This is a genomic window from Novosphingobium clariflavum (assembly GCF_026420865.1).
In the GTDB taxonomy this organism is placed as follows: domain Bacteria; phylum Pseudomonadota; class Alphaproteobacteria; order Sphingomonadales; family Sphingomonadaceae; genus Novosphingobium; species Novosphingobium clariflavum.
The window spans coordinates 379,783-406,778 of the sequence record NZ_JAPCWC010000003.1; the positions used below are offsets into that span (position 1 = coordinate 379,783).

The following is a 26,996-nucleotide window of genomic DNA, read 5'->3' on the forward strand; positions in this document are numbered from 1 at the left end:
CGCCCCGAAACGGTTGATCTGACGGCAGGCCCGGCTAGTCTCCGTCGCCATCAGAACATACCAAGAGGGCACCCCCATGAAATTCGCATCCACCGCGCGTGCGGCGCTGGCCGCCGGGCTTTGCTTCGGCCTTGCGGTTCCGGCTTTCGCCGAGGAAGCCAAGGCAGACTATCCCGTCACCGCCGCCGGCGCCGCGCAGTTCATCGCCGACGCCGAAAAGGATCTGTTCCCCGCCTCGGTGGACAATGCGCGGATCAACTGGGTGAACTACACCTACATCACCGACGATACCGATGCGCTGGCGGCGCAGTCGAACGCGGCCATCACCGAGAAGCAGGTGGCCTACGCCGTTGCCGCAGCGAAGTTCGCGAACATTCCGGGTCTCGATCCCGATGTCGCCCGCAAGCTCTCCATCCTGCGTCAGGGCATCGTCCTGCCCGCGCCGACCAAGCCCGGCGCGGCCGATGAGCTGAGCACGATCTCCACCCGTCTTGCCTCCACGTACGGCAAGGGCCGCGGCACGCTGGACGGCAAGGAAATCAACGGCTCGGATATCGAGGCGGAGATGGGCAACCTTGCGCACACCCCGGCCGAATTCGCCGAGATGTGGACCAGCTGGCACAACAACGTCGGCGCGCCGATGAAGAACGACTATGTGAAGATGGTCGGCATCGCCAATCAGGGTGCCAAGGAACTCGGCTATGCCGACGTCGGCGCCATGTGGCGTTCGGGCTACGACATGAGCCCCGAGCAGTTCTCGGCCGAAACGCAGCGGCTGTGGGAAGAAGTGAAGCCGCTCTACCTCGCGCTCCACACTTACGTGCGCCACAAGCTGAACGAGAAGTACGGCGATGCGGTGCAGCCCAAGACCGGCCCGATCCGCGCCGACCTGTTGGGCAACATGTGGTCGCAGGAGTGGGGCATCATCTACCCGCTGGTCGCTCCGGCGGGCGCGGGCGATCTTGGCTATGACATCGGCGCGCTGCTGAAGGCCAAGGGCAAGACCCCGCTGGACATGGTGAAGTATGGCGAGGGCTTCTACTCCTCGCTCGGCTTCGCGCCGCTGCCGGAGACGTTCTGGAAGCGCTCGATGTTCGTGAAGCCCGCCGACCGCGAGGTGATCTGCCACGCGTCGGCCTGGGATATCGACAACAAGGACGATGTGCGCATCAAGATGTGCACCAAGGTGAATTCGGAAGACTTCGTCACCATTCACCACGAACTGGGTCACAACTACTACCAGCGCGCCTACAACCAGCAGCCTTACCTCTATCTCAACGGCGCCAACGACGGTTTCCACGAGGCGATCGGCGACTTCATCGCGCTGTCGATCACCCCGCAGTACCTCGTGCAGATCGGCCTGCTCGACAAGGACAAGGTGCCGAGCGCCGACAAGGACATCGGCCTGCTGCTGCGCCAGGCGATGGACAAGGTGGCGTTCCTGCCGTTCGGCCTGCTGATCGACCGCTATCGCTGGGGCATCTTCGACGGTTCGATCCAGCCTGCCGACTACAACAAGGCCTGGACCAAGATGCGTCAGGACTATCAGGGCATCGTACCGCCTTCGGCCCGCCCGGATGACGGCTTCGATGCCGGCGCCAAGTTCCACGTGCCGGGCAACACGCCCTACACGCGCTACTTCCTGGCTCGCATCTTCCAGTTCCAGTTCTATGAAGCCGCGTGCAAGCAGGCCGGCTGGAAGGGCCCGCTTCACCGTTGCAGCTTCTACGGCAACAAGAAGGTGGGCGAGAACCTCGATCGCATGCTGAAGATGGGCATGTCGAAGCCCTGGCCGGAAGCGCTCAAGGCCTTCACCGGCAGCGACAAGCTGAGCGCCAAGCCGATGCTTGCCTACTTCGCGCCGCTCAAGAAGTGGCTCGACGAGCAGAACAAGGGCGAGAAGGCCGGCTGGTAACGGCGGCCACAGCCTGAAAAGGGAAGGGGGCTCTCCGCCGCAGGGTGGAGAGCCCCTTTTTCGTGTCTATCGAAGCTTGGGCATCCACGAGGGGCCGGTGTCGCTGGCGGCAGCATTGGTGAGATTGCCGATCCAGAGCGACGGATGGCCGGAGCGCGGCAGGATGTGGCCCGAGAAGCGGAAAGTCACGAAGCGCGGATTTCCGGCCAGTACCTGGGTCAGCGCATCGTTGGCATCGCGCGAAAGCTCGAAATGATTGCGGCCGGTGTGATCGTCGCATCCCGGCGCCTGGAGGGAGAAACCATCCACGCTGGAGACGAGTACCGCCTGGCCTTGCACGGGGCCGAATGAGGAGCTGTTGACGTTCCAGCAGGAACCGAGATCGGCGGCGGGCTTCAGTTCCGAGCAGCCTGTGGCTGTCAGCAGAAGCAGGCTTGCAAGAGAAAATCCGGCACGGGCAGCTTTCATAAGCAGTCTTGTCCTCTTCCCAACTTACCGGCCGACTTTCGCGGCCTTCTTACGGCGAGGATGACTTGCATTTGCCGGTCTTGCAACCGGGCTGTTGAAATGGCCCGTCCGGGCACGAAAAAGGGAGCCGGTTTGACCCGGCTCCCTTCCCCGTGACGAAACGGTGTTTCGATCAGAAGTCCATCTTGATGCTCGTGAAGAACGTGCGGCCATAGACGTCGTAGGTCGAAGGATAGGTGTTCGACTGTTCCTGGTTGTCGCCGAGGATCGGCGGCTTCTTGTCGAACATGTTGTTCATGCCGATCGACCAGGTGAAGCGCTTGGCGACGTCGACCGTCGCGGTCAGGTCGAAGTAGTCGTAGGCCTTGATCTTCTCGACTGCGTAAGGCGTCGAATCGTCGTCGTCCTTCACCGCCGAAAGGTGGCGCCAGGCCAGCGACAGGCCGAAACCGTCAGTCTGCCAGGTCGCGCGGCCATTGAGGCGCCACGATGCGTAGACGTTGCCGCAGTTGAGGCCGAACTTGCCCGCGCAGTTGTAGACGATGTCCGGGATCGAGGCGAGCGGGTGGAACGCCCAGTTCATCAGGTACGTGCCGGCGAGACGCAGGTTCAGCTTGCTCGCATTGTTCGCACCGAATGCCAGCGGGATCGAGTACTGGGCGTCGAAGTCGATGCCGTCGGTTTTCACACCGCCAGAGTTGGCGAGCGTGTCGATTGCGCCCGTGATCGTGCCCGAACTGTCGCGCGGCAACAGCGAGCAGGCGCTGCTGTCATACGAAGTCCAGCCATTGTTTTTATCGCCGTAGCAGGCCGTCAGGATGCTGCCGACGCCGGCCGAGGTGATGTAGTTGTCGATCTTGATGTGGTAGTAGTCGACGGTGATCGACAGGCGGGGCAGGAACGAGGGCTGGAGCACCGCACCGAAGGTGTAGGTGTTCGCGGTTTCCTCGCGCAGGTCCGGATTGCCGCCGCTATAGGTCTGGATCTGGCTGGCACTGGCGTTGTAATCGCCAGAGCCGACCGAGGCAGCCGGAACGCCGTCGCGGACGCAGGCATCGTAGAGGTTCTGGCTGAAGTCCGAAGAGCTTGAGTTCGCGTACTTGGTCGAGCAAGGATCCGTCGCGCTGGGATAACCTTCCGACTGTCCGGCGTAGAGATCGCTGACCGTCGGAGCACGGACCGCGCGCGAATACTGCGCACGCAGGCTGATGTCCTTGATCGGCGCATAGACGAGGCCTGCCGAGAAGGTCCCGACCGACTTCGCCGCCGTCGAGTAGTACGAGTAGCGGGCAGCGCCGTTGAACTCGAGGCGATTGACGAAGGGTTTGTCGGCGAGCAGCGGCACGTCGATTTCGGTGAAGAGTTCCTTCACATTGTAGCCGCCCGAGGTCGGTTCGCTGCCGTTGAAGCCGACAACGTCGCCCGAGGACAGCAATTCGTCGGGCTCGTAGCTGCCGTGCTCGTTGCGGTATTCGCCGCCGAACACGATACCGGCCGGGCCCGCGCCGAGGTCGAACAGGTTGTTGTTCGTGATGGCGCCCGAAACGACCTTCTCGGTGATCGTCGAACGGTTGACGGTGTCGACTTCCAGGAAGTCCACCGCAGCCTGGCTCAGATTGCCTGCGCCGAAGATGTTGGCGGGAACGCAGCCGTTGCTGGTGTCGCTGCACACCAGGTTGCCATCGGCATCGTAGGTGGTCTTGAGGGCCTGTTCGAGGCGACTGCGCGAGATGTTGCCGTACTGGTGCTCGACCTGGCGGGTACGCGCATAGCTGCCGTAGACGTCGTAGCTCCAGCCGCTCCCGATGTCGCCACGGGCGCCGAACACGCCGCGCAGGGCCTTGCTGTCCATCACCGAGATGCGGTCGCCCACTTCCGAAAGGCGGCGATAGATGTTGGCGGTGGTGTAGCCGTCGCCATCGGTGTCGTAGCTTTGCAGCAGCGCCTGGCTATCGGCCGAGAGGAACGAGGAATCGTTGTCGATCTCGAAGCTGCCGGTAACCGGGGTCGGTGCGAGCTGGTTCTTGACGCGGTTATGGACGTACTGGCCTTCGGTGTAGAAGGTCAGCGCATTGCTGACGTCAAAATGGGCCTGTCCGAAGAACAGCTTGCGGGTCTGCGGGACCTGCAGATAATTCTCGGAGGCGTAGTTGTAGGCGTCTGACGACGTATAGTCGGAATAGCTGCCGCTCTCGTCGAACTTGTAGTTCTTGCCGCCGATGTTGAGGCGGGTCGAGGGGATGCTGGCCGATCCACCATTGGTGAGGTAGTAGTTGATGTCATCATCGGTGGCGTCGGTCTGCGTCGTTGCCGTGTACGACCGGGCGGACTGCTTGATCGCCTTGCGCTTGCTGTATTCGCCGTAAAGCGTGATGTTGCCGCGGCCGTCTGCGAAGTTCTTGCCGACAAGGACACCGCCCGTCCATTGCGCGCCGTCGCCGGAATCGGTCAGGCGGTAGTCGGCATTGGCCTGAACGCCTTCGAAGTCCTGCTTGGTGACGAAGTTGATGACGCCGCTGATCGCGTCGGAGCCGTAGACGGCCGACTTGCCGCCAGTCACCACGTCAGCGCGCTCTATCAGTGCGGTCGGGATGGTGTTGAGGTCGACGATCTGGTTGGTGTCATACGAGACGTAGCGGCGGCCGTTGACCAGCACCAGCGTGCGCTGGGCGCCAAGGCCGCGAAGGTCTGCCGTGGCAACGCCGCCGCCCGGGTTGTTCGAGGCGCCGCCGGAGCCGGGGAGAACCTGCGGCAGGTCCTTCAGGATCGCTTCGATGTTCTGCTGGCCGGTGAGCGCGATCTCTTCCTTGCTCATCGCCATGATCGGCGCGGCCTGTTCGAGATTGGCATTGTGCAGACGCGAGCCCGTGACGACGATCGCTGCACCGCCAGAACTGTCGGCGGAAGAGTCGGAGGTGGAATCCGGGGTGGTGTCCTGGGCCTGAGCTGCGACCGGCAGACCCATGAGGAGCGTGGACGCCAGCAGAAGGCGCTTCATCTCGGTTTGCATTGATTACTCCCTATTGCGGATCCCGACGCGGGAGAGGGTGTGCGCGTCGAAATCAGGCCGCAGATGTGCGAGGGAGTCCCGCATTTGTCATGCGGGTTTAATAGTTATGATTGATTGATTCGGCTTCAGTTGTAGAACTGTCACAACTATTTCACGCAATGAAAATAACATGAAAAGTTAAAGAAATTGTTTGAAATATGGATGAAATAAGATCTGTTCTAGATTTTATTCCTTATTTTGTTTGCCGCTATTTGATTTATCGTCGACCATCAAGATAAAATTGCTCATAATATCGTATAATGTGGAATATAATTCCATGAATGGGCGATTGTTTAACGGCAATGTGCGTTGCTGCGGTTTCGTCACCATGGAGCTGCCACAAAAAACGCCGCCTTCGGCGAAGGCGGCGTTTCGTGGTGGATCAAGAGGCGGCGCGTGGGCGCGTCGCCGCCGATCAGCGGAAGGGAGGTTCGTTGAAGGCGCGCAGCTTGCGGCTGTGCAGGCGCTCGCCTTCCGCACGCAGCAGGTCGCAGGCCTGAAGGCCGATCTTGAGGTGGCTGGCGATCGCCTCTTCGTAGAAGCGGTTGGCCTGACCCGGCAGCTTCAACTCGCCGTGGATCGGCTTGTCCGAGACGCAGAGCAAGGTGCCGTAGGGAACGCGGAAGCGATAGCCCTGCGCGCTGATCGTGGCGCTTTCCATGTCGATGCCGATGGCACGGCTGAGGCTGAAGCGATGCGCGGACTCGGTGTAGCGCAGTTCCCAGTTGCGATCGTCGGTGGTGACGATGGTGCCGGTACGCATGCGCTTCTTGAGATTGGCGCCGCCTTCGCCGCTGACCGTTTCGGCCGCACTGGCGAGGGCCTGCTGCACTTCGGCAATCGCCGGCAGCGGGATCTCGGGTGGCAGCACGTGATCGAGCACATGGTCGTCGCGCAAGTAGGCATGGGCGAGGACGTAGTCGCCGATGCGCTGGCCTTCGCGCAAGCCGCCGCAGTGGCCGATCATCAGCCAGACTTCCGGACGGATCACCGCGAGGTGGTCGGTGATGGTCTTGGCGTTGGACGGGCCGACGCCGATGTTCACCAGGGTGATGCCCGACTTGTCCGGACGGATCAGGTGGTAGGCGGGCATCTGGTGGCGGCGCCATGCGGTATCGGACAGGCGCTCGCGCGCATTGTCGACCGGCGCGTCGAGGTAGAGGCCGCCGGCGCCGGAAAGTGCGGTGTACCCGTCCGTGCCGATCTGCTTACCGGCCCAGTCCACGAACTCGTCCACGTAGCGGTGGTAGTTGGTGAAGAGGATGAAGCGCTGGCAGTGCTCGACGCTGGTGCCGGTGTAGTGCTGGAGGCGGGCCAGGCTGAAGTCGGTGCGAAGGCCGTCGAACAGGGCCAGCGGCAGCGGTTCGTCCTGGGGCTGCAGGAACACGCCGTCGGCGATCTCGTCGCCGATCATGGCGAGTTCGGTGGTCGGGAAGTGCGCGGCGAGTTCCTGCGGCGTCACGCTGCCCATGCCGATGCCGTCAAGCACGTAGGGGAAGGGAATCTCCTGGGTGGAGCGGCTGACCTCGATCTCGACCTCGTAATCCTCGTGGAGCAGGCCGAGCTGTTCCTTGAGGTAGTCCGCGAAGAGGCGCGGGCGGGTGATCGTGGTGACGTAAGTGCCTGCGTCGTTCAGGCGGCCGAACGAGCGGCTATAGAGCGAGCCGCGCTCGACACCTTTGTAGGTGATGCGCAGTTCCGGATAGCACCATGCGTGCGTCTCGCGGCGTTCGGACGGGGGAAGGGTGCCGTGCTCGACAAAGGCGGCAATGTCGGCCTTCAGGGTGGTGACGGCGGTTTCGTAGACGCGGACCAGTTCCGCGACGGTGCTTTCTATCGTTTCCATCTCCCACACTTACGCGATTCGTATTGCAGTGCAATAGTCACTGCGCACGTTCGCGGGCGAGGCAAGAGAACGTCTTGCCATTGCCATTGCCACATCGGGCTTCGTTCATCTGCAGGAAGCGGAAAGCGCGGCGACGAAGGCACGTTCCACCGGCATGTGCCTGGCGCAAGTCGCTCCGGATGTTGGCCGTCATCGAGCTTGCAGGCAAAAGAAAAGCCCTCGTTCCACAGGGGAGCGAGGGCTTTTCCGAAACGCTTTGGTCAAGCGGAAGGGGAAGCTCAGGCTTCCTCTTCGCCTTCCACTTCAGCTTCTTCAACCGCGATTTCGCCGGGTTCGGCGTTCGGGTCGTAAGCTTCGGTGAAGCCCGAGACGTCCTGTTCGAACATCGCGGCCATGACGTCGACGCCCTGCGACTGCAGGTCGGCTTCGTCAGCCGAACGCGCCACGTTCACCTTGACGGTGACGGCGACTTCGGGGTGCAGGTTCACGCGAACGTCGAACACGCCGATGGTCTTGATCGGGCGTTCGAGCACGATCATGTTCTTGGCAACGCCAGCGCCCTGTTCGTTGAGGGCGTCGACGATGTCGCGAACCGAAACCGAACCGTAAAGCTGGCCCGAGTTCGACGAGGCGCGGATCAGGACGACCTGCTTGCCTTCGACGTTGCCCGACTGGGCTTCGGCCGACGAGCGACGCTCGGCGTTGTCAGCTTCGATCTTCGCGCGGTTGGCTTCGAAGACCTGCTTGTTCTTTTCGTTGGCGCGCAGCGCCTTCTTGTTCGGCAGCAGGTAGTTGCGTGCGAAACCGTCCTTGACGGAAACGACGTCACCGATGTTGCCGAGCTTCTCGACGCGTTCGAGGAGGATGATATCCATGAGGTTCGTCCCCCTTACTTGACGATGAAGGGCAGGAGGCCGATGTGCCGGGCGCGCTTGATCGCCTGGCTCAGCTCACGCTGCTTCTTTGCGGAAACCGCGGTGATGCGGCTCGGAACGATCTTGCCACGCTCGGACATGAAGCCCTGAAGCAGACGGACGTCCTTGTAGTCGATGACCGGGGCGTTCTTGCCCGAGAAGGGGCACGACTTGCGGCGACGGAAGAATGCACGTGCCATGGAAATCAGTTCCCTTCACGTTCGCGACGGCGGCTACGCTCGCGGTCGGTCTTGCGCATCATGACCGACGGACCAGCTTCGTGCTCGTCGACGCGAATGGTCACATAGCGGATGATGTCTTCGTTGATCTGGGTCTGACGCTCGAGCTCGGCGACGACGTCGCCCGAAGCTTCGATGTTCAGCATCACGAAGTGCGCCTTGCGGTTGCGCTTGATCTTGTACGCGAGATTCTTGAGGCCCCAGGTCTCGGTCTTGGTGACCTTGCCCTGGTTCGACTCGACGATCTCGGTGGCGGCGGCGGCAAGCGCGTCGACTTGCGCCTGGCTGAGGTCCTGGCGTGCCAGGAACACGTGCTCATAAAGAGCCACGGCAGCTTCCTTTTCTCAATCTAACCGATCGCTGGCTTGTCCGCGGGATTGCGGGGCCCCTCCGGCTTTCGTCCTTTCCGGCTTACTTGCGTGAAGACGGAAGGCGCGCCCTTATGCGCGGCGCGCCGCAATTGCAAGCATGAACTGGATCATTGCATCCGTCAGGGCTTGATGCCGAGCTTCGTGTAGAGGGCGTCGACCCCTGGGTCGAGGCGGCGGGCGAGGGCGATCTCGCTCTTGCTTTCCGAGGCGCGGCCGAGGTGGGCAAGCACTACGCCGCGCATGTAGCGGCTTTCTGCCTGGCTAGGCGCTTCGCGAATGACCGCGTCGAGATCGTGGAGGGCATCGTCGAAGCGGCCGAGGCGGAACCATACGACGGCGCGGCTGTCGAGCGGGCCTGTCGGACTGGCGGCCAATTCCACCGCGCTTGAGCATTGGCGCACGGCGGCTTCCACGTCGATGCCGCGCATGCCCCTGATCCAGCAGGCGAGGTTGAGCAGGTCGGGGCTCTGCGGTCGCTGGGTCATGAGTGTGTCCAGCATCGACAGCGCCTCGGCCGGATCGGCGTAAAGGCCGATCTTCTCGACCTTGGCCATTTCCCAGAAGCGCTTCCCGTCGCCGCCGAGCGCGATCTTTTCATCGAGCAGGCTGCGGGCGTCGTCGGTCTTGCCGTCCTCGATCAGCAGGGTTGCGACGAGATCGGCTGCCGGATCCGAGGAAGGATCGAGTTCCTGTGCCTTGCGGGCATCGGCCATCGCCGCGATCCGGTCACCAAGTGCCCGGTTGGTGCGGGCGCGGGTGAGGTAGGAATCGGCGTCGTCGGAAAGCGCGATCGCGCGGGTCAGGTCATCACGGGCGCCCTTGTAGTCGCCGATGCCGCGCCTCAGGCTGGCCCGGGCGAGCCACGGCTGCGCTTCGGGTTCCTTGGCGGCCATGGTCTTGGCGAACACGGCGTTGATTCCGGCCATTTGCGTGGAGTTGCTGGCGGCGCTCGAAAGATCCCACCGGCGGGTGGCTTCGGCGGGGGCGAGCACTTGCGGTAACTGGGCCTGTGCCTTGGCAAGCAGAGCGCGGTCGGCACTGATGCGGGCTGCAGGCACTTCCATGCCGGTGGTGTCCTGCCGCTCGTCATAGGTGAACACACCGCCGGCCAGACTGGCCTTGCCGACGAAGTGCGCTCCGCCGACGGAGGTGTCGAAGCTCGGCGTGCCTTCCAGCGTGTAACCCTTGCCGGCGTCGGGCAGCTTGACCGTCACGTGGTAGACGACGCTGAACGGTTGCTGCGTGACGACCGGGATTTCGCGCCACTCGGCGCGGGCGCGGTCGGGCGCGAAAGCGAAGTTCCCAAGCAGGCTTCGCACCCGGCGCTGCATCAAGCGGTCGCGCGGGCTCCATGCCGTGGTGAGGATACCGCGGCCTTTCAGAACGGTGGTGGCGGTGTCGGTCGAGGTTTCGATGGCGAAGTCGGTGTACTGACCTTCACCGAGCAGGTTCGTGAGTTGTCCGCGCACCATCTCGTCACGCTGCTCGGCGTCGAGCGTATTGACCGCAAGGCCGATGCCGAGTGCGCTCGCCCCGTGCATGGTGATTTTGGCGGTGGCCACCGCCGGCAGGTCGAGGCTGGTGCTTTCGTCGTAATCAATGGCCATTTCCAGCGTCGGGCGGGCGTTGGCGTGTGTCTCGATCAGTTCCGGTTCGGCGCCGCCGCTGCGCAGCGGCAGGACATAGCCGAGGTCGGGTGTGTCATGGATGTCCTCGATCCGCGCGCCGATGCCGGTGCCGTCGAGCCAGAGGTTCTGCCCGCCCAGTTTCGCGCGGACCAGCACATGGTCGAACACGGCGGCGCTGGGGAGGTGGCGCGGCAGGTCGAAGGCGCCGCCGCTGGCATTGGCGGTGACCGCTTCGGCCTCGATTCCCAACCGGTCCAGCAGGGCCAGCAGCAACAGGGTCTTGGCCTTGCAATCGCCATACCGCAGTTGCCAGGTTTCCTCTGGCTTCTGCGGCGTATAGTTGCCGCCGTTCATCGACACGGCGAGATAGCGCACCTTGTCCTGCACCAGTTGCAGAGCGGCTTGCGTGCGGGTGAGCGGATCGGTGGAAGCGGCGGCGATGCGGTCTGCCTCTGCCGCGAGCGGGGTGCCGTCCGCAATCAGCCCCTTGGCCGCGTAGAGCGGGGCGAAAGTGCGCGAAACGTCAGCCCAGTCCTTGAAGGTGGAGAGTTCGAACACGGTCAGCGGGCGGAAGCGCGCTGGTGCGTCATCCGGCATTTCCGGCTGCTTGGCGAGCGGCAGCGGCAGTTCGAGTTCCATCGTGTCGCCCCGGCGCACCGGGGTGGCGGAAACGTCCTTGGCCAGCACCTGCCACTTGGCATTTTCGGCAACCGGCCAGATCGCACGCAGGCGGGCCGAGCCGATCCGCAGCGGCCGCGCGGGCAGGCCGACCACGCTCTGCACCCTTTCGCCCAGCACCTTGTCGTGCTGGGTGATCGAATAGCGCAGGCGGAAGGTATCCCCCACACGCAGGCCCTGGATCGCCGCGGTTGCGCTCAGCACGCCGTTGAGCTGGCGCTGTTCGAGCATTTCCTCGCGCCGCAGCACGTCGAGCTTCATGCCGCCCTTGACGAGGTCGATCGTTTGGCCGTCGCGGATGATGGCAATCTCGTGGATGATGAGATCGCCCTGATCGGGAGACCACTGTGCGCCCACGGTCGAGAACTGGGCCAGCATTTCCGGCGAGGTAATCCGCATGGCGGTGTCGAGATAGCGCCAGACTTGCCCGCCTTCGACTTTCTGCTGCGAATCGAACACGGAGAACGGCGGCGCGTCGGTGGCGGGCGAGGTGCCCGTGGCAGGGGGAAGGGCGGCGATCTTCACCCACGCGGGGGAGGGTTGGTACAGGATCGTCTCGCCGGCGAAAGCCGGATGCGGAGCAGACATGACGATGGCACAGGCCAGTGCGGCCCGCGAGACTTTGCCCAGATACACCTGAATTCCCCCGGTTCGAATGCGAAGAGTGTTAAGCCATTGCCATCGCGGTGCAATAGCGCTCTGCAAGGTGACAGGTCTTTTAATCCGGCCATTCGGAGCCTTGGGAGCATGAGCGTGGCAGGTGGGAACGAAAAGCTGGATGCGGCGCTGCGAGCCATGGGCCTGGGAGGGCTTGATGCACCGCGCCCTTACACCGGCGGGCCACGTGCGTCCGCGCCGCCTGTTGGCCTGCCCGATGCGCTGACGGCGGCGCGCCGGGACTGGATCCTGCAGGTGCAGGAGCGCCAGCGCGGTCTGTCGATGCAGGCGAGCGCGCTGATGCGTTGCCGCGATCTGCCCGGGCAGGCCTTCCTCGACCATTTCTATGCCCCGGCGCGTCCGGTGGTGATCGAGGGGGCGATAGCCGGTTGGCCGGCGCTGGCCAGGTGGACGCCGGACTATCTCGTCCGCAAGGTCGGCAGCGCGCAGGTCGAGTATCAGGGCGGGCGGGAAGGCGCGGAGGACTTCGAACTCGCCAAGGATCGCCACAAGCGGCGCATGGCATTCGATGCCTTCATGGCGATGATCGCCGATGGCCCGGGCAACGATGCCTACATCACGGCGTATAACAGCGCGACCAATGCCTCGGCCTTTGCGCCGCTGATGGCCGACGTGGCGCCGGTCTCTGCCTATCTGACCGCAGAGCCCGGAATGCTCTGGGTCGGGCCGGCCGGCACGTTCACGCCGCTTCACTTCGATCTCACCAACAACCTGCTGATCCAGATCACCGGGCGCAAGCATGTGCGCATGGTGCCGCCGTCGCAGACACGGCTGCTGTACAACCACCGTCACGTGTTCAGCGCGGTGCGCGATCTCGACGATCCTGCGCGCCTTGCTGCTTATCCGCTGGCGCAGCAGGTGGCGAGCTACGACGTGACGTTGGAGCCGGGGGACATGCTCTACATCCCGATCGGCTGGTGGCATCAGGTGCGCTCGCTGGAGTTCAGCGTGATGATGACTTGCACGAACTTCCTCTGGCCGAACCTGGGGCACGAGGAGTTCCCGGAAGGATAGCGTTCAGTTCACCGCGAGAACCAGGTTGTGGACTTGCGGATAGACCTGGTTTTCCCAGCGTGATCCGGCGAACAGCCCGTAATGGCCGACTCCGGGTTGGAGGTGGTGGCGTTTCAGGTGCGGGCGCAGGCTCGAGCAGAGGAAGTGTGCTGCGGCCGTCTGGCCGACGGCGCAGATATCGTCGCGTTCGCCCTCGACGGTGAGCAGCGCGGTCTTGCGGATCGCGCCGCAGTCCACCTTGCGGCCCCGGTGTTCGAGCTCGCCCTTGGCCAGCAGCGCGCGCTGGAACACTTTGTCGATGGTTTCGAGATAGAATTCGGCGGTGAGGTCGAGCACGGCGAGATATTCCTCGTAGAATGTCTCGATCTTTTCGGCATCGGCCTTCCGGTCGTCCGCAAGCGATTGGTAGAGCTTGCGGAACTGGCCGAAGTGGCGACCCATGTTCATCGACATGAAGGCGGTGAGCTGGATGAAGCCGGGATAGACCTTGCGGCCGCCGCCCTTGTGGCGCCACGGCACTTCGTGAATCATCTGATCCTCGAACCAGGCGAAGGGGTGCTCGGTCGCCAGTTCGTTGACGGTCGTCGGGCTTTCGCGGGTGTCGATCGGGCCGCCCATGAGTGTCATGGAGCGTGGCTGGCAGGGATCGTCGTCCTGCGCCATCAGCGCCACGGCCGCCAGCACCGGCACGCAGGGCTGACAGACCGCGAGCACGTGGGCGCCGCGCCGTTCCGCCGGATCGCCGAGGTCCTGCAGGAAATGGATCACGTAGTCGATGAAATCGTCGAACCCGAAATCGCCTGCGCTGAGCGGAATGTCGCGGGCGTTCTTCCAGTCGGTGATGTAGACGTCGTGATCGCGCAGCAGCGTGAACACGGTGTCGCGCAGCAAGGTCGAGTAGTGACCGGACAAGGGCGCGACGACCAGCATCTTGGGTTGCGGCACTGCAACATCGTCTTTCGCGAAGTGCAGAAGATTGCCGAAGGGCATGTCGACCACGACTTCCTCGCGCACCGCGACCTCGCGGTTTCCGGTCATCACCGAGGTGATGCCGTAAGCCGGGCGCTCGTGCGTGATCGTGGCTTTCTCGAAAGTTTCGGCAAGTGCGAAGAAGCGGCGCATCCAGGGCATTTCATGGGCGCCGCCGAAATAATCGTCCCGCATGGCCACGGTCTTGCGAGCGGCCCAGCGCGGAAGTTCCAGCAGGTCTGAGTAAGCCTGATACGCCTGGTAGAGCATGCGCGATCTGTTCCCTGCGGCAATCCGATGCGCGATTCGCCGGAGCGGCTCATTCGGCGCTGGATTCATGCTGCGCTGCATCATAAGCTGATGCAAGCAAAAGCACACTTAATGCGGAGACGGCAGTGAGCGAGTCGGCGGTAGACAAGTCGGAGCCGGGCGGAGCCAGGCTGACGATTTCGAGCAAGACTTACTCGGCCTGGTCGCTGCGGGGCTGGCTGCTGTGTCGTCTGGCGGGGCTCGACGTCGAGGAACAAGCCGTCGTCAACGATGCGGCGAACCGGCGGGAACTGCTGTTACTGTCGCCCTCGGTGCTGGTGCCGCGCCTCGATCACGACGGCGCCAGTGTCTGGGATACGCTGGCCATTGCCGAATATCTCAACGAAAAGTTCCCTGATGCGGGAATGTTACCTGCCGATCCCATCGCGCGGGCGCACTGCCGGTCGGTTGCGGGGGAAATCCACTCCGGCTTCACGAACTTGCGCTCCGCGCTGCCGATGAACCTCAAGGTCACGCATGAGAGCTTTCCGATCTTTTCGGGCGCGCGGCCGGACATCGAGCGGATCGAGGCGATCTGGACGGAATGCCTCGATACCTATGGCGGACCTTACCTGTTCGGCACCCGGCCGACGGTGGCCGATGCCATGTATGCGCCGGTCACCCGGCGTTTTCTCAGCTATGCCGTGCCGATGAACGAGAAGATCCAGGCCTATTGCCAGGCCATCGCGGCCTGGGCGCCGATGGCGGAATGGCTCGCGGCGGCGCTTGAGGAACCTGAGGATATCGAGGAACTCGACGTCGAGTTCTGAGCGGCCCGGCATGAAATTGACCCGGCGGGCATGGCGCCCGCCGGGTGCTTTCGGGACCTCGTGAGGCCTCGCTGGGGATGGTTCAGCGCAGCAGGGTCAGGACGTTCTGCTGGGCCTGATTGGCTTGGGCGATCATTGCCGTCGATGCTTGCGAAAGGATCTGTGCCTTCGCCATCTGCGTCGTTTCGTACGAGTAGTCGGCATCTTCGATCCGTGAGCGGGCGTCCGACAGGTTGGTGACATTGCTGGTGAGGTTGTTCACCGCCGATTCCAGCCGGTTCTGTCCAGCGCCGAGCGAGGCGCGGCAGGCATTCACTTCGACCAGTGCGTCGTCGACATTGTCCAGTGTGGTCGAGGCGGCGGTGCTGGTCGACACGTCGAGCGCGGTGGCATCGATGTTGGTGCCGTCGATGGCGATCGAGGTCAGCGTAACCTTTTCACCCGAGTTCGCACCGGTCTGGATGTCGAAGCTGACGTCCGATCCCGACGTGGTCGAGAACAGCGAGTTGCCGTTGAAGGTCGTGTTGGTGAGGATGGCGTCGATCTGGTCGGTCAGCGCGGTGACTTCCTGCTGCATCGCATCGCGGTCGGCGTTCTGATAGGTGCCTGACGCCGACTGGATCGCCAGTTCGCGGACCCGCTGCAGCATGTTGGAGACTTCGTCGAGAGCGCCGTCGGCGGTCTGGGCGAGCGAGATGCCGTCGTTGGCGTTGCGGATGCCCTGGCTCATGCCGCGGATCTGCGAGCTCATCGAGGTGGAGATGGCGAGGCCTGCGGCATCGTCCTTGGCGGAGTTGATGCGCTTGCCGGTGGAAAGGCGCTCCATGGCGATGCCAAGCGTCTTGTTGGCTGCGATCGAGGCGTTCGAAGCGCGGATGGCGCTGATGTTGGTGTTGATGACGGCCATGATAATTCCCCAGTTTCAAGAAGTTGGAGGGTTGCGATCGTGGCATCCTCCGGACAGGGCTCAGAACGGTTGGCATGCCGGGGCATTAAGGGGAGGCATTTGAAGGCTGGCCGCAGTGACCGGAAATCCAGCCGGGGAACCGCTCCAAGTTCCTTTGTTCATGAGGATTTTGTGGGATTTGCTTGATCGCTGAAAAATTCCCCCGCATGGCTTGGGAAATTGGTTCCAACGATCAAAGGATAGTATTTTCGATGCCTTCCGGCCTCGTCGCCCTGCTTGATGACGTCGCGGTGATCGCGCGTGCCGCTGCCGCTTCGCTCGACGATGTCGGCATGGGGGTCGCCAAGGCCGGGAGCAAGGCCGCCGGCGTGGTGATCGACGATGCCGCGGTGACGCCCGGCTATGTCACCGACTTCACGCCCGAGCGCGAACTGCCGATCATCTGGAAGATCACCAAGGGCAGCCTGTTCAACAAGCTGGTCATCCTGTTGCCGATCGCGCTGTTGCTGAGTGCGTTCCTGCCCTGGTTGATCACGCCGATCCTGATGCTGGGCGGCAGCTACCTCGCCTTTGAAGGGGCCGAGAAGGTCATCGAGAAGTTCGGCGGTGCCCACCATGGTGAAACCCTGGAAGACCCGGTGAGCGATGTTGCGGTCTTCGAGCAGGCCCGCGTTTCCGGCGCGATCCGCACCGATCTGATCCTCTCTGCCGAGATCATGGCGATCGCGCTGGCGCAAGTCGCCGACTCGACGCTGCTCACCCGCGCCGTGGCGCTGGCGCTGGTCGGTATCCTGATTACCGTCGGCGTCTACGGGGCGGTGGCCCTGATCGTGAAGATGGATGACATCGGCCTGCACCTCGCGAAGAAGCAGGGCAAGGGCACGCAGGCCTTTGGGCGCATGCTGGTGAACGGCATGCCCAAGGTGCTGACGGTGCTGGCCTCGGTGGGGACGCTGGCGATGCTGTGGGTCGGCGGCGGCATCATCCTGCACGGGTTGGAAGAACTTGGCGTGCCGGCTCCGGCGCATCTGGCGCACGGTTTCGAGCATTGGCTGGCCGCGCTGGCCGGACCGCTGGGTGCGGTGCTGGGCTGGATCGGCTACGCGCTTGCTTCGGCCGTTGTGGGCCTGGTGCTGGGCGCGGTGATCGCGGTGCTGGTGCATGCCATCGGCAAGCTGCGCGGCGCGAACGTCCACTAATCGTGCAATGACTTCCAGGAGCATGGCGACCCGCAGGATCTGCGGGCCGCCACGTGCTCAGGCCTTGCGAACGAGGACCATCGTCTGGTTGAGCAACTGGTAGGCGATTTCACCGAAGGTCACTGGCCCTGCGGCGCCGCCGATCGCGACACCCTCCAGTTTCCCGAACAGGAAATTGAGAATGCAGTTGCAGGACCATAGCGCATCGTCCGTGGCGCGGGTGGCCAGGGCCCGGCGGAAGGCCTGGGCATAATCGCCGACCGGACCGGCGAAGGCGTAATCGACGCCGGGGAACACCGGGGCATAGAGTTCGACAAGCCCCTTTGCCGTGTCGATCGACTTGAGCGAGGCGTTCACTTTCGCGCCGCCAAAGTCACCGACCAGCGGCAGGTCGCCACCTTCGCGGCCGCGTTCGACGACATAGTCGCAAAAGCGTTTGCGCTGTCCGTTCACCTGGCACCACTCAGGCGTAAAGCCGGCTTCCTCGAAATGGATGACGTCGCCGCCATCCGGACCGAAGATGTTGACGATCTCGAGAAGGGCGTCGGTGTCGTCGGTGAAGGTCACGTGGGCGACGGCCACCGCGTCGCTGAGTGCCTTTCCTGCGCGGCCGTCATAGACGAAGGCCTGGGCGCCGGGCTCGGCAAGGTCGTAACCGGCAATCCAGCCGATTGTCGGGCGCATGAATGCCATCGGATAGGCGGCCGCGTTCTGGGCGAATTCGGTGTGGCAATGCGATCCGGCAGGGATGACCGCGAGGGCAAATCCCTGGTCCGGGGCCTCACCCGAGATACAGGCGAGTTCGTGGGCGCTGTACGTGCCGATGGAAACATCGCCGATCGCGGCAAGATCGGTGACGAAGACTTCCTTGTCGGAAATCACCCGGCCGCCGGATTCGGTCATGAAGTAGGGCGACGTTCCTCCGATCCAGTCTCCATGCGGAAGCGCGTCAAGCGCGGCCTTGCGGCCTGCGAGGCTGAGACGGGCACCGGCGCGGATCATGTCGGCGACGGTATCGACAGGCATCAGGCCGTTGACGGGGGTCCCGTCACAGACGAGCGAGCTGGGCGACTTCATTTGCAAGTGAACGCTCCCACTTCTGGAAATAGCTGTAGATCTCGGTGGCTTTTGTGGCGGGTGGATCCTTGCTGAGCTCCAGCCGCTTGATCAGCATCTGGGTGCCAAGGTGGCTCGTCTGAATGCGCGACAGCCCTCCACTGGCCAGGCGCCCCCAGACCGGAGAATTCGACGCAGGTAGTGACATGACCGCTCCCGATCGTTGGTTGCGGCACGATTGGTAACCCGGCGGTTGCTAACCGCGGGTTCGGGCTGGATCGGGACTTGTGCGGAGCTTGGCGGTCAGTTCATGGCAGACGTTCAAGCAGGTCTTTCGCGAAGGCCGTCAGCGTGTCGTCACGCGCGCCCATCACCACGATACGGTCAGCTGGCCGGGCGATCTGGACGATGCGCTCTGCACAGTCCGCGCGCGAGGGCACGTATTCGGCTTTCCCGCCGTCCTCCTCGATCAGGCGCACGATCCGCTCGCTGCCTTCGGACCGGTCAACCGTGCCGCCGAAATAGACCGGATCGCACAGGATCGTCATGTCGTCGGGCCCGAGTTTCGTCGCCAGCACCTCAGCCAGCTCTTGGCCCATCTGCTTGAGCGGGCCGTAACCGTGCGGCTGGAAGAACGCGATCACGCGGCCGGTGTGAGCCTTGAGCGTGGCGAGCGTGGCTGACACCTTGTCCGGATTGTGGCCGAAATCGTCGATCACCGTTACGCCCGAGGGCGAGGTGCCGACGATGTCGAACCGGCGGGCAAGACCCGCGAAGCTGCCCAGCGCCTCTACTGCCTCGGCCACCGAAACCCCGGCGGCATTGGCCGCGGCGATTGCGGCGAGCGCGTTGTAGAGGTTGTGGCGCCCCGGCACTTTCAGCGCCAGCGCATGGGAAGTTCCGTCGCGGCGGTCTTGCACGGTAGCGGTCAGCGAAGTCGGCCCTTCGACCACATCGCTCGCACCGATCTGCGCATCCGGCGAGGCAATGCCGAAGGTCACCAGCGCCTGGGCATGCGGGGCGAGGGCGGCGGTCTCCGCATCGTCGAGATTGATCGCGCAGGTGTCCGCGCGGCCAAGGAAATCGCCGAAGAGCTGGCGCAGTTCCTCAAGGCTCTTGTGGTCGAGGCTGACGTTGCCCAGCACCGCGACTTTCGGGCGATAGAGCGCGATGGAGCCGTCGCTTTCGTCCACTTCCGACACGAAGGCGTTGCCTTGACCCACCCGGGCGCTGGCGAAAGGCGCGTCGGGGGTGGCGAAGTTCTTCATCACCGCGCCGTTCATGATCGTGGGATCGCGGCCCGCATGGGTCATGATCCAGCCGGTCATGCCGGTCACGGTCGACTTGCCCGAAGTGCCGCCGATGGCAATCCCGAAGGGGGCGGCGTTGAACAATGTCGCCAGAAGCTGCGCGCGGCTCATGCGCGGGCAGCCAAGCTCCTTCGCCCGCATCACTTCCGGCACCGTGTCTTCCACCGCCGCCGAGGCGACCAGCGTCTGCACCGCGCCGGAAATGCCGCTGCCGTCTTGCGGGTGCAGTTCGAAGCCAAGGCTTTCCAGCCAGGCGAACTTCTCGGGCGTGCGGCCCTGATCGCGGCTGCGGTCCGATCCCGCGACGTGCGCGCCGTGTCCGCGAAGGATCAGCGCGAGCGGCAACATGCCCGATCCGCCGATGCCGCAGAAGAACCAGGGATGTCCAGAAAGGTCGTTGGTGCTGAGGTCGTGATGCTCGGAAGTCATGACGCTTCGGTATGCGGCCTTGTTCGTCCTGACAACCTCGATAGGAAGGAGCCATGACCCGTATCGCAGTTTGTGCACCGTCCACCCCGATCACCCGCGAGGATGCGGAGGCCGTCGTCGCTCTGGCGGCTGCCGAATTCCCGGATGTGGAACTGGTGATCCACGATCAGTGCTTCGAAGTGGAAGGCCATTTCGCCGGCAGCGACGCGCAGCGGATAGCGGCGCTGGTGGAATGCGCCAACGACCCCTCGGTGGACGCGGTGTGGTTCGCGCGCGGCGGATATGGTGCGTGCCGGGTTGCGGAAGCGGCTATCGGCAAGTTCACTCATGACGCGCAGGCCAAGACTTTCCTTGGTTATTCCGACGCAGGCTATCTGCTGGGCGGGCTCTACCGCGCGCGGATCGGCAAACCCGTTCACGGACCAATGCTCGCCGATATCCGGCGCGAGGGCGGGGCCGAGGCGGTGCGCCGCGCGCTGCGCTGGCTGACCGGCGATGCCTCGGGCGTGGAGCCCACCGGCGACGATCACCCACGTGTCGCTTTCAACCTGATGACGCTGGCGATGCTCTGCGGCACCCCGCTGATGCCGGGACTGGCCAAGCATGTCGTGCTGGTGGAGGAAGTTTCGGAGTATCTCTACGCCGTGGACCGACTGTTTTTCCACCTCACCGCGCACCTTGGGGGCGTGGCTGGCCTGCGTCTCGGCCGGGTCAGCGACGTACCCGAGAATGACCGGCCGTTCGGCGCGGAGGCAGAGGAAATCGCCCGCCACTGGTGCGCGCATCACTCGATCCCTTACCTGGGCAGCGCCGATATCGGACATGACGCGATGAACCGGATTGTTCCCTTCGGGCTTGCCGAGCGGCCTCAAGGTCAATAACGCGCCGCGCCACATATAGAGATTCACAAACCGGCAGGGCTCAGTTGCAAGCCCGCCGGACAGAAGGAGCCGCCAAGATGCGTGCATTCGTTTTTCCGGGACAGGGCAGCCAGAAGGTTGGCATGGGCGCCGAACTCGCCGAAGCCAGCGCCGTCGCGCGTGAGGTCTTCCAGGAAGTGGACGAGGCGCTCGGCCAGAATCTCTTCCGCGTGATGACGCAGGGCCCCGAAGAGGAACTGACCCTTACCGAGAACGCCCAGCCGGCGATCATGGCCAATGCCATCGCCGTCCTGCGCGTGCTGGAGAAGGAAGGCGGCATCTCGCTCGCCGACAAGGCGGACTTCGTCGCCGGCCACTCGCTGGGCGAATATACCGCGCTTTGCGCTGCCGGCGCCTTCAGCCTTGCCGATACCGCGCGTCTGCTGAAGCTGCGCGGCCAGTCGATGCAGGCGGCCGTTCCGGTCGGCCTCGGCGCCATGGCCGCGCTGCTGGGCGCGGACATCGAAAAGGCCAGCGAACTCGCCGCCGCTGCGGCTGAGGGCCAGGTCTGCACCGTCGCAAACGACAACGACCCCACGCAAGTCGTGATCTCCGGCCACAAGGAAGCCATCGAGCGCGCCGTCGCGCTGGTGAAGGACTTCGGCATCAAGCGCGGCGTGCTGCTGCCGGTGTCGGCGCCGTTCCACTGCCCACTGATGCAGCCCGCTGCGGATGCCATGGCCGAAGCCCTGGCCAAGACCGCTCCGGGCAGCCTGCATGTGCCGCTGTTCGCCAACGTCACCGCATCGGTCGTCACCGATCCCGCCGAAGTGCAGCGCCTGCTGGTCGAGCAGGTCACCGGCCGCGTCCGCTGGCGCGAAAGCGCGATCGCCATGCGCGAGGCGGGCGTCGAGACGTTCGTCGAACTCGGCGGCAAGGTGCTCGGCCCGATGATCAAGCGTTCGGCCGGCGAGGTGGAAGTGATCTCCGCCGTGACCATGGCCGAGATCGAGGAACTGGCGAAGGGCCTCTGATCCGCGCGCTGCGATGGCATGCCGGGCTTGACCCGGAGCACTCTAAGGTTTGAAGAAAGGCCCCGTCCAGCGGGCCGTCGCTGCCGTTCAGGCAGGCGATTCACGGAGATTTGAAAAGATGTTCAACCTCAACGGAATGACCGCTCTCGTCACCGGCGCCTCGGGCGGCATCGGTTCCGCTGTCGCCCGCGCGCTGGCCGCGCAGGGTGCGCGCCTCGCGATCTCGGGCTCGAATGCCGACAAGCTGCGCGCCTTCCGCGACGAGCTGGACGAGCACACCCCGCAGCACCTGCAGGACGTTGACCACGTTGCCATCGCCTGCAACCTCGGCGATGCCGATCAGGTCGAAAAGCTGGTTCCCGCCGCGCTCGAATCGCTGGGCAAGATCGACATCCTGATCAACAACGCCGGCATTACCCGCGACAACCTGGCCATGCGCATGAAGGACGAGGAGTGGGATCAGGTCATCAAGATCAACCTCGAATCGACCTTCCGCCTGATGCGCGCCGTGACCAAGCCGATGATGAAGGCGCGCTTCGGCCGCATCATCAACGTCACCTCGGTCGTCGGCACCACCGGCAACCCTGGCCAGATGAACTACTGCGCGGCGAAGGGCGGCATCACCGCCATGTCGAAGAGCCTCGCGCAGGAACTCGCCAGCCGTAACGTCACCGTGAACTGCATCGCGCCGGGCTTCATCCGCACCGCGATGACCGACGTTCTGCCCGATGCGCAGAAGGACGCGCTCAACGGCCGCATCCCGATGGGCCGCATGGGCGAGGGCGAGGACATCGCCTCCGCCGCCGTGTTCCTCGCCTCTAAGGAAGCGGGCTACGTCACCGGCCAGACGATCCACGTCAACGGCGGCATGGTGATGATCTGAGATGATGTCGGGTATTGCGCGGATGGTGAGGGTGGAGCCCTGCGATCCGCGCGATCCCGATGCCATTTGCGTGATGGAGCGCCTCTCCGGGGCGCTCGTCACCCTCACCGGCGACGGCGGTACGTCGTCGTTCGATCCGGCAGAAGTGCTTCTACCCCGTGCACAGTTCGTAGTCGCCCGGGACGCGCAGGGCGCCGTGATCGGTTGCGGCGCCTATCGGCCGCTTGAAGGCGATGTCGCCGAAATCAAGCGCATGTATGCCGAGCAGCGCTGCGGCGGGGTGATTCTCGCCCATCTCGAAGCGGCGGCGCTGGCCGATGGCTACCGTGCCGCGTCGCTTTCCACCCGGCGCGTGAACGTGCGGGCAGTCTCGTTCTACGCACGGCATGGCTACAGCGAAATCGCGCCTTACGGCCGTTATGCGGATCGGCCGCAATCGATCTGTCTCGGGAAGTGTCTCAGCCCCTAGCCGTGAACGGCGCCGTCGGCATCGACGATCCTGGCGCCCAACCTTCCGGCAATGTCCCGCGCAACGGCGAGGATCGAGTGTCCGTCCGGTTCCGGATCCGGCGCGCTGAAGCTGACGGTGCCGTTGGGCGACCACCAGAGCGCGCGCAGCCAGCCGTCATAGCCGTCGCGCCATACTTCCACGTCGCCGCCGCGGTTGGGCATCACCACCCATTCCTGCGTGACCGGATTGAGGGCATTGGCGTCGCCCTCGGCCAGTCTGACCCCCTCGATGCCGAGGATCGCCTGTTTCCATTCGGGCAGGGTTATCGGCTTGATTTCGCCGCTCTCATCCTTGCGTTCAATGCGCAGACCGTAAGACAAGTCGTTAGCCTCCCACGATTTAGGGGGAATTGAGGGTGCAGTGCAGCATGCTCCGGGGCGGCGGTGAGGGCAAGGGGAAGGTGCCTTGGAGCCCGGATCGTGCGACGGGATGTGCCGGAACCCGTCAAATCGGGGCAGAACCCCCGATTTATCCCCAGATTCGCCGGTTCCAGGCCATTACTCGCTTGCCGCAAGCCTTACGTTCGTTAGAGATATTCGTCCTGAAATTCGGGATTGTCCGTGTCAACCGGGCGTCCCAAGCCCGACCTAAGGGGGACCTGAGGCTGACATGAAGGCCACCATCGAACGTTCCACGCTCCTGCGCTGCCTTAGTCACGTGCAGTCCGTCGTCGAGCGGCGCAACACCATTCCCATCCTGTCGAACGTGCTGATCGAGGCATCGGGCAACGGCTCCCTGCGCATCATGGCGACTGACCTCGACTTGCAGGTTGTCGAAACCCTCGGCGCGGTTTCGGTCGAGCAGGCCGGCGCCATCACCGTTTCGGCGCACCTCCTGTTCGACATCGCGCGCAAGCTGCCTGACGGCAGCCAGGTCAGCCTCGACGCGGCGGACAACCGGATGGTCGTCAAGGCCGGTCGCAGCCGCTTCCAGCTGCCAACGCTGCCGCGCGACGACTTCCCGGTCATCGCCGAGGGCGAACTGCCGACCAGCTTCGAAATCCCCGCCGCCGTGCTGGGCCAGCTGATCGACCGCACCCGGTTCGCGATTTCGACCGAGGAAACGCGCTACTACCTCAACGGCATTTTCCTCCACGTCACCGACGAGGAACTGAAGGCCGCCGCCACCGACGGCCACCGTCTGGCCCGCTTCACCCTGCCCCGTCCCGACGGCGCGCAGGGCATGCCCGACGTGATCGTGCCGCGTAAGTGCGTAGGCGAACTGCGCAAGCTTCTGGAAGAAGCGCTGGACACCAACGTTCTGGTGGATCTCTCGGCCAGCAAGGTGCGCTTCACGCTGGGCGGCGAGCATGGCGTGGTGCTGACCAGCAAGCTGATCGACGGCACGTTCCCCGATTATACGCGCGTGATCCCGACCGGGAACGACAAGCTGCTGCGCATCGATCCCAAGAGCTTCTTCGAGGGCGTGGACCGCGTGGCCACCATCGCCACCGAGAAGACCCGCGCCGTCAAGATGGCGCTGGAACAGGACCGCGTGACGCTTTCGGTCACCTCGCCCGACAATGGCACGGCTGCCGAAGAAGTTCCCGCGGACTATTCGGCCGATGGCTTCGAGATCGGCTTCAATGCCAACTATCTCAAGGACATCCTCGGTCAGATCGACGGCGATACGGTCGAACTGCACCTTGCCGATGCCGGTGCGCCGACGCTGATCCGCCAGGACGACAAGAGCCCGGCACTCTACGTGCTGATGCCGATGCGCGTCTGACGGCGCTGAACCGCACACGAAAAAAGGGCCGGGACGTAAGTCTCGGCCCTTTTTTTGTTCGGGGGGATTGTTCGATTTGGGGCGTGGTCAGGCGACCGCGCTATGTTCGTCACCGGGCTGGGCGAAATAGGCGGGAACGTCATCCGCCTCGATCGGTTTGCTGTAGTAGTAGCCCTGGAGGTGGGTGCAGCCGGCGTCGAGGGTGGCGCCGATCAGGTGTTCCTCGCTGATCCCCTCAGCCACCACTTCGGCGCCGACATGGCGGGCCATGGTGACGGCTGCTTCCAGCACTGCCATCGAGGCCGGGTCCTGGCCGAGATCCATGACGAGGCTACGATCCAGCTTCATGCGGTCGAACTTGAAGCTCTTGACCATCGAAAGCGACGAATAGCCGGTCCCGAAATCGTCGAGCGCGATGCGGAAGCCGAGGTTGCGCAAGAGGTTCAGCGTTAGCAGCGCACGTGTGTTTCGTTCGATCGAGAGCGATTCGGTGACTTCGAGGAACAGTCGCTGCGGGGCGATGCCATGGCGGCTGCAGGCATCGAGCAGGAAAGCACTGAAACCGTCATGCTGGAGTTGCAGCGGCGAGAGGTTGAGGCTCATCGTCATGCCAGGCCAGTGGGCGAAGTCGGCCAGCGCACGCCGGATGATCCATTCGCCCAAGCGCACCATCTGTCCGCTGCGTTCGGCGGCGGGAATGAAGGTCGAGGGCGGCACTTCGCCCAGATCCGGGTGGTGCCAGCGCACCAGTGCCTCCACTTCGCCGCCGCCCGCCGTACCGGCTACGGCGTGGATCGGCTGGTAGACCATGCGCAACTGGCCCTGTTCGAAGGCGCTTTCGAGATCCTTTTCCAGCGCCCGGTCGACGGCGCGTTCCTCGGCCATTTGCGGGGCGAAGCAGGTGGCGGCGTTGCGGCCGCTTTTCTTGGAGACATAAAGCGCCATGTCCGCCTGACGCAGCAATTCGTCGATATCGACCGTGGGGGTGCCGCCTCCCGCTTCGGCAACACCAATCGAAACCGTGATTGCCACCGAATATTCGCCGAGACTGAAGGGTGTGCGCATGGCGCCGGTGAGGCGCGCGGCGAGCGAATAGGCGGTTTCATCGTCCTCCGGCTCGATGCAGATGGCAAACTCGTCGCCGCCGACGCGCGCAACGATTCCGGTCTCGCCCAGGGCTGCCTTGAGGCGCGCGCCGATCAGGCGAACCAGATCGTCACCCGCGGCGTGGCCGTAGTCGTCGTTGATATGCTTGAAGCGGTCGATATCGACGACCATGCAGGCGAAACGGCGGTGCGGCGCGGCACTGAACAGCCAGGCGACGTCTTCCTGGAAGGCGCGGCGATTCGGCAGGCCGGTTGCGGGGTCGCTGAAGGCAAGGTTCTTCACGGCCTTGGCATTGCGCCGGAAGGTTTCCAGGGGGCCGGAAAGGTCCTGCAATTCCTTGAGGCGGAACGAACCGATGGCGATGTCGAGGTCGCCGTCCGCAAGGGCTTGCAGGGATCGGTGCATACGCCGGATCGCGGGAAGGATGTTGCGGAGCATGTCGAGCAGCACCAGCGAAACGATCAGGATCGTCACCAGGCCGGCGCAGAGCACCAGCAATTGCCAGCGTGCGGTCGATGAGACGAGGCGCTGCTGCGCAGCCTCGCGGTCGGCGTGGGCACGCTCGACGATACGTTCGGCCAGTGTGGCCATCGCGTCGTTGCGCGATTCGATGCGGGCGACGAGCGCGCGCCCATTTTTGGTGCCCGATTGGACCTGCATGATTGCGGCGACATGGCGATCGAGATCGGCAAATGGATCGGCCGCTTCCGGCAGATCGTAGAGTGCCATGCCGCTGTTGCGCAGCTTGCCGAGCCGGTCGCCGATGGCGATGGCGGCATCTGTCAGTTCGTTTCCGGTGTCGTCGTTGGCGGCAAGGCCGCGGTTGGTGGCCATGCGCAGCTTGCCGACCGCTTCGGCAAACTGGTCAGCGTTTTCGGCAATCGCCGAGGCGTGGACAAGCGCGTCACCATCGTGTCGCAGTCCGAAGGCCTCGCGCTGGGTGACTACCTGTAGCAGCACGGTGGCCACGACGATGAGTGCGAGCGCGCCGACCAGGCGCGTTTCCAGCGACGAGAAGAGCCGGCCTATCGCCGGTTTGAAGCAGGACATCAAAGCACCCGAATTCCTTGCAGGCCCGGACCTGGTGTTTATCTTCCGGTGCCTAATCTGAAACGAGTGGGTGC

The 26,996-nt window shown here is 64.0% G+C and carries 23 protein-coding genes; 9 read left to right on the top strand and 14 right to left on the bottom strand.

Features of this window, described 5'->3' with window-relative positions; translation table 11 throughout:
- Positions 1-76: 76 nt before the first annotated feature.
- Positions 77-1,915 carry a M2 family metallopeptidase gene (locus tag OKA11_RS06095; RefSeq protein ID WP_267219309.1) on the top strand — a complete coding sequence of 613 codons (1,839 nt, stop codon included), beginning with the start codon at positions 77-79 and terminating at the stop codon, positions 1,913-1,915.
- A gap of 66 nt (positions 1,916-1,981) precedes the next feature.
- On the opposite strand, the gene OKA11_RS06100 is transcribed toward OKA11_RS06095, so the two are convergent.
- The 7 genes from OKA11_RS06100 to OKA11_RS06130 form a co-directional block, all read right to left on the bottom strand.
- Positions 1,982-2,383, bottom strand: coding sequence for an RlpA-like double-psi beta-barrel domain-containing protein (locus OKA11_RS06100; protein ID WP_142634501.1), 402 nt, complete (start codon positions 2,381-2,383; stop codon positions 1,982-1,984).
- Positions 2,384-2,555: 172 nt separating this feature from the next.
- Entirely contained in the window at positions 2,556-5,393 is a 2,838-nt protein-coding gene (locus OKA11_RS06105) for a TonB-dependent receptor (RefSeq protein WP_267219310.1), read from the bottom strand.
- Positions 5,394-5,847: 454 nt separating this feature from the next.
- Positions 5,848-7,278 (bottom strand): AMP nucleosidase, encoded by a 1,431-nt coding sequence (locus OKA11_RS06110; RefSeq protein ID WP_267219311.1) that lies wholly within the window; start codon positions 7,276-7,278, stop codon positions 5,848-5,850.
- A 278-nt stretch (positions 7,279-7,556) separates the two neighbouring features.
- Positions 7,557-8,153, bottom strand: coding sequence for a 50S ribosomal protein L9 (gene rplI, locus OKA11_RS06115; RefSeq protein WP_207078329.1), 597 nt, complete (start codon positions 8,151-8,153; stop codon positions 7,557-7,559).
- A 14-nt stretch (positions 8,154-8,167) separates the two neighbouring features.
- Positions 8,168-8,392: a 30S ribosomal protein S18 gene (gene rpsR / locus OKA11_RS06120; RefSeq protein ID WP_142634493.1), complete on the bottom strand. Its 225-nt coding sequence runs from the start codon at positions 8,390-8,392 to the stop codon at positions 8,168-8,170.
- Positions 8,393-8,397: 5 nt separating this feature from the next.
- Positions 8,398-8,760, bottom strand: coding sequence for a 30S ribosomal protein S6 (rpsF, locus tag OKA11_RS06125; RefSeq protein ID WP_142634491.1), 363 nt, complete (start codon positions 8,758-8,760; stop codon positions 8,398-8,400).
- A gap of 161 nt (positions 8,761-8,921) precedes the next feature.
- Positions 8,922-11,744 carry a DUF3857 domain-containing protein gene (locus tag OKA11_RS06130; protein ID WP_267219312.1) on the bottom strand — a complete coding sequence of 941 codons (2,823 nt, stop codon included), beginning with the start codon at positions 11,742-11,744 and terminating at the stop codon, positions 8,922-8,924.
- 111 nt (positions 11,745-11,855) lie between these two features.
- Between OKA11_RS06130 and OKA11_RS06135 the strand changes: the two genes are divergently transcribed.
- The gene (locus OKA11_RS06135) at positions 11,856-12,800 is read left to right on the top strand and encodes a cupin-like domain-containing protein (protein WP_288805274.1); all 945 of its coding nucleotides are present in this window, start codon (positions 11,856-11,858) and stop codon (positions 12,798-12,800) included.
- Positions 12,801-12,803: 3 nt separating this feature from the next.
- On the opposite strand, the gene OKA11_RS06140 is transcribed toward OKA11_RS06135, so the two are convergent.
- Complete coding sequence (locus tag OKA11_RS06140) at positions 12,804-14,039, bottom strand: polyhydroxyalkanoate depolymerase (protein WP_267219314.1); 1,236 nt, start codon at positions 14,037-14,039, stop codon at positions 12,804-12,806.
- A 125-nt stretch (positions 14,040-14,164) separates the two neighbouring features.
- Here OKA11_RS06140 and OKA11_RS06145 point away from each other — a divergent pair, with 125 nt between their 5' ends.
- Positions 14,165-14,848 carry a glutathione S-transferase gene (locus tag OKA11_RS06145; protein ID WP_267219315.1) on the top strand — a complete coding sequence of 228 codons (684 nt, stop codon included), beginning with the start codon at positions 14,165-14,167 and terminating at the stop codon, positions 14,846-14,848.
- 82 nt (positions 14,849-14,930) lie between these two features.
- Here OKA11_RS06145 and OKA11_RS06150 read toward each other — a convergent pair whose 3' ends face one another.
- On the bottom strand, positions 14,931-15,755 hold the full coding sequence (locus OKA11_RS06150) for a flagellin N-terminal helical domain-containing protein (RefSeq protein ID WP_267219316.1): 825 nt from the start codon (positions 15,753-15,755) through the stop codon (positions 14,931-14,933).
- A 251-nt stretch (positions 15,756-16,006) separates the two neighbouring features.
- On the opposite strand from OKA11_RS06150, the gene OKA11_RS06155 reads away from it, so the two are divergent.
- Positions 16,007-16,954 (top strand): DUF808 domain-containing protein, encoded by a 948-nt coding sequence (locus OKA11_RS06155; RefSeq protein ID WP_267219317.1) that lies wholly within the window; start codon positions 16,007-16,009, stop codon positions 16,952-16,954.
- Between the two features lie 57 nt (positions 16,955-17,011).
- Here the strand turns inward: OKA11_RS06155 and OKA11_RS06160 are convergent, their stop codons facing one another.
- The 3 genes from OKA11_RS06160 to OKA11_RS06170 all read right to left on the bottom strand — a co-directional run bounded on the left by OKA11_RS06160 (position 17,012) and on the right by OKA11_RS06170 (position 19,749).
- Positions 17,012-18,031 carry a DUF6976 family protein gene (locus tag OKA11_RS06160; protein ID WP_267219318.1) on the bottom strand — a complete coding sequence of 340 codons (1,020 nt, stop codon included), beginning with the start codon at positions 18,029-18,031 and terminating at the stop codon, positions 17,012-17,014.
- Complete coding sequence (locus OKA11_RS06165; RefSeq protein WP_267219319.1) at positions 18,003-18,218, bottom strand: hypothetical protein; 216 nt, start codon at positions 18,216-18,218, stop codon at positions 18,003-18,005. Before OKA11_RS06165 ends, OKA11_RS06160 begins: the two co-directional genes overlap by 29 nt.
- 100 nt (positions 18,219-18,318) lie before the next feature.
- Entirely contained in the window at positions 18,319-19,749 is a 1,431-nt protein-coding gene (locus OKA11_RS06170; protein WP_267219320.1) for a glutamate ligase domain-containing protein, read from the bottom strand.
- A gap of 53 nt (positions 19,750-19,802) precedes the next feature.
- On the opposite strand from OKA11_RS06170, the gene OKA11_RS06175 reads away from it, so the two are divergent.
- The 4 genes from OKA11_RS06175 to OKA11_RS06190 all read left to right on the top strand — a co-directional run bounded on the left by OKA11_RS06175 (position 19,803) and on the right by OKA11_RS06190 (position 22,995).
- Positions 19,803-20,630 (top strand): LD-carboxypeptidase, encoded by an 828-nt coding sequence (locus OKA11_RS06175; protein ID WP_267219321.1) that lies wholly within the window; start codon positions 19,803-19,805, stop codon positions 20,628-20,630.
- Positions 20,631-20,707: 77 nt separating this feature from the next.
- Positions 20,708-21,643: an ACP S-malonyltransferase gene (gene fabD / locus OKA11_RS06180; protein ID WP_267219322.1), complete on the top strand. Its 936-nt coding sequence runs from the start codon at positions 20,708-20,710 to the stop codon at positions 21,641-21,643.
- Between the two features lie 118 nt (positions 21,644-21,761).
- The gene (gene fabG, locus OKA11_RS06185) at positions 21,762-22,526 is read left to right on the top strand and encodes a 3-oxoacyl-[acyl-carrier-protein] reductase (protein WP_267219323.1); all 765 of its coding nucleotides are present in this window, start codon (positions 21,762-21,764) and stop codon (positions 22,524-22,526) included.
- Between the two features lies 1 nt (position 22,527).
- Positions 22,528-22,995 carry a GNAT family N-acetyltransferase gene (locus OKA11_RS06190; protein WP_267219324.1) on the top strand — a complete coding sequence of 156 codons (468 nt, stop codon included), beginning with the start codon at positions 22,528-22,530 and terminating at the stop codon, positions 22,993-22,995.
- Here OKA11_RS06190 and OKA11_RS06195 read toward each other — a convergent pair.
- Positions 22,992-23,357 carry a hypothetical protein gene (locus tag OKA11_RS06195; RefSeq protein WP_267219325.1) on the bottom strand — a complete coding sequence of 122 codons (366 nt, stop codon included), beginning with the start codon at positions 23,355-23,357 and terminating at the stop codon, positions 22,992-22,994. The two genes, OKA11_RS06190 and OKA11_RS06195, sit on opposite strands and share 4 nt — an antisense overlap.
- Positions 23,358-23,646: 289 nt before the next feature.
- Here OKA11_RS06195 and dnaN point away from each other — a divergent pair, with 289 nt between their 5' ends.
- Positions 23,647-24,765 (top strand): DNA polymerase III subunit beta, encoded by a 1,119-nt coding sequence (gene dnaN, locus OKA11_RS06200; RefSeq protein ID WP_267219326.1) that lies wholly within the window; start codon positions 23,647-23,649, stop codon positions 24,763-24,765.
- Positions 24,766-24,852: 87 nt separating this feature from the next.
- Here the strand turns inward: dnaN and OKA11_RS06205 are convergent, their stop codons facing one another.
- Complete coding sequence (locus OKA11_RS06205) at positions 24,853-26,922, bottom strand: putative bifunctional diguanylate cyclase/phosphodiesterase (protein ID WP_267219328.1); 2,070 nt, start codon at positions 26,920-26,922, stop codon at positions 24,853-24,855.
- Positions 26,923-26,996: the final 74 nt, after the last annotated feature.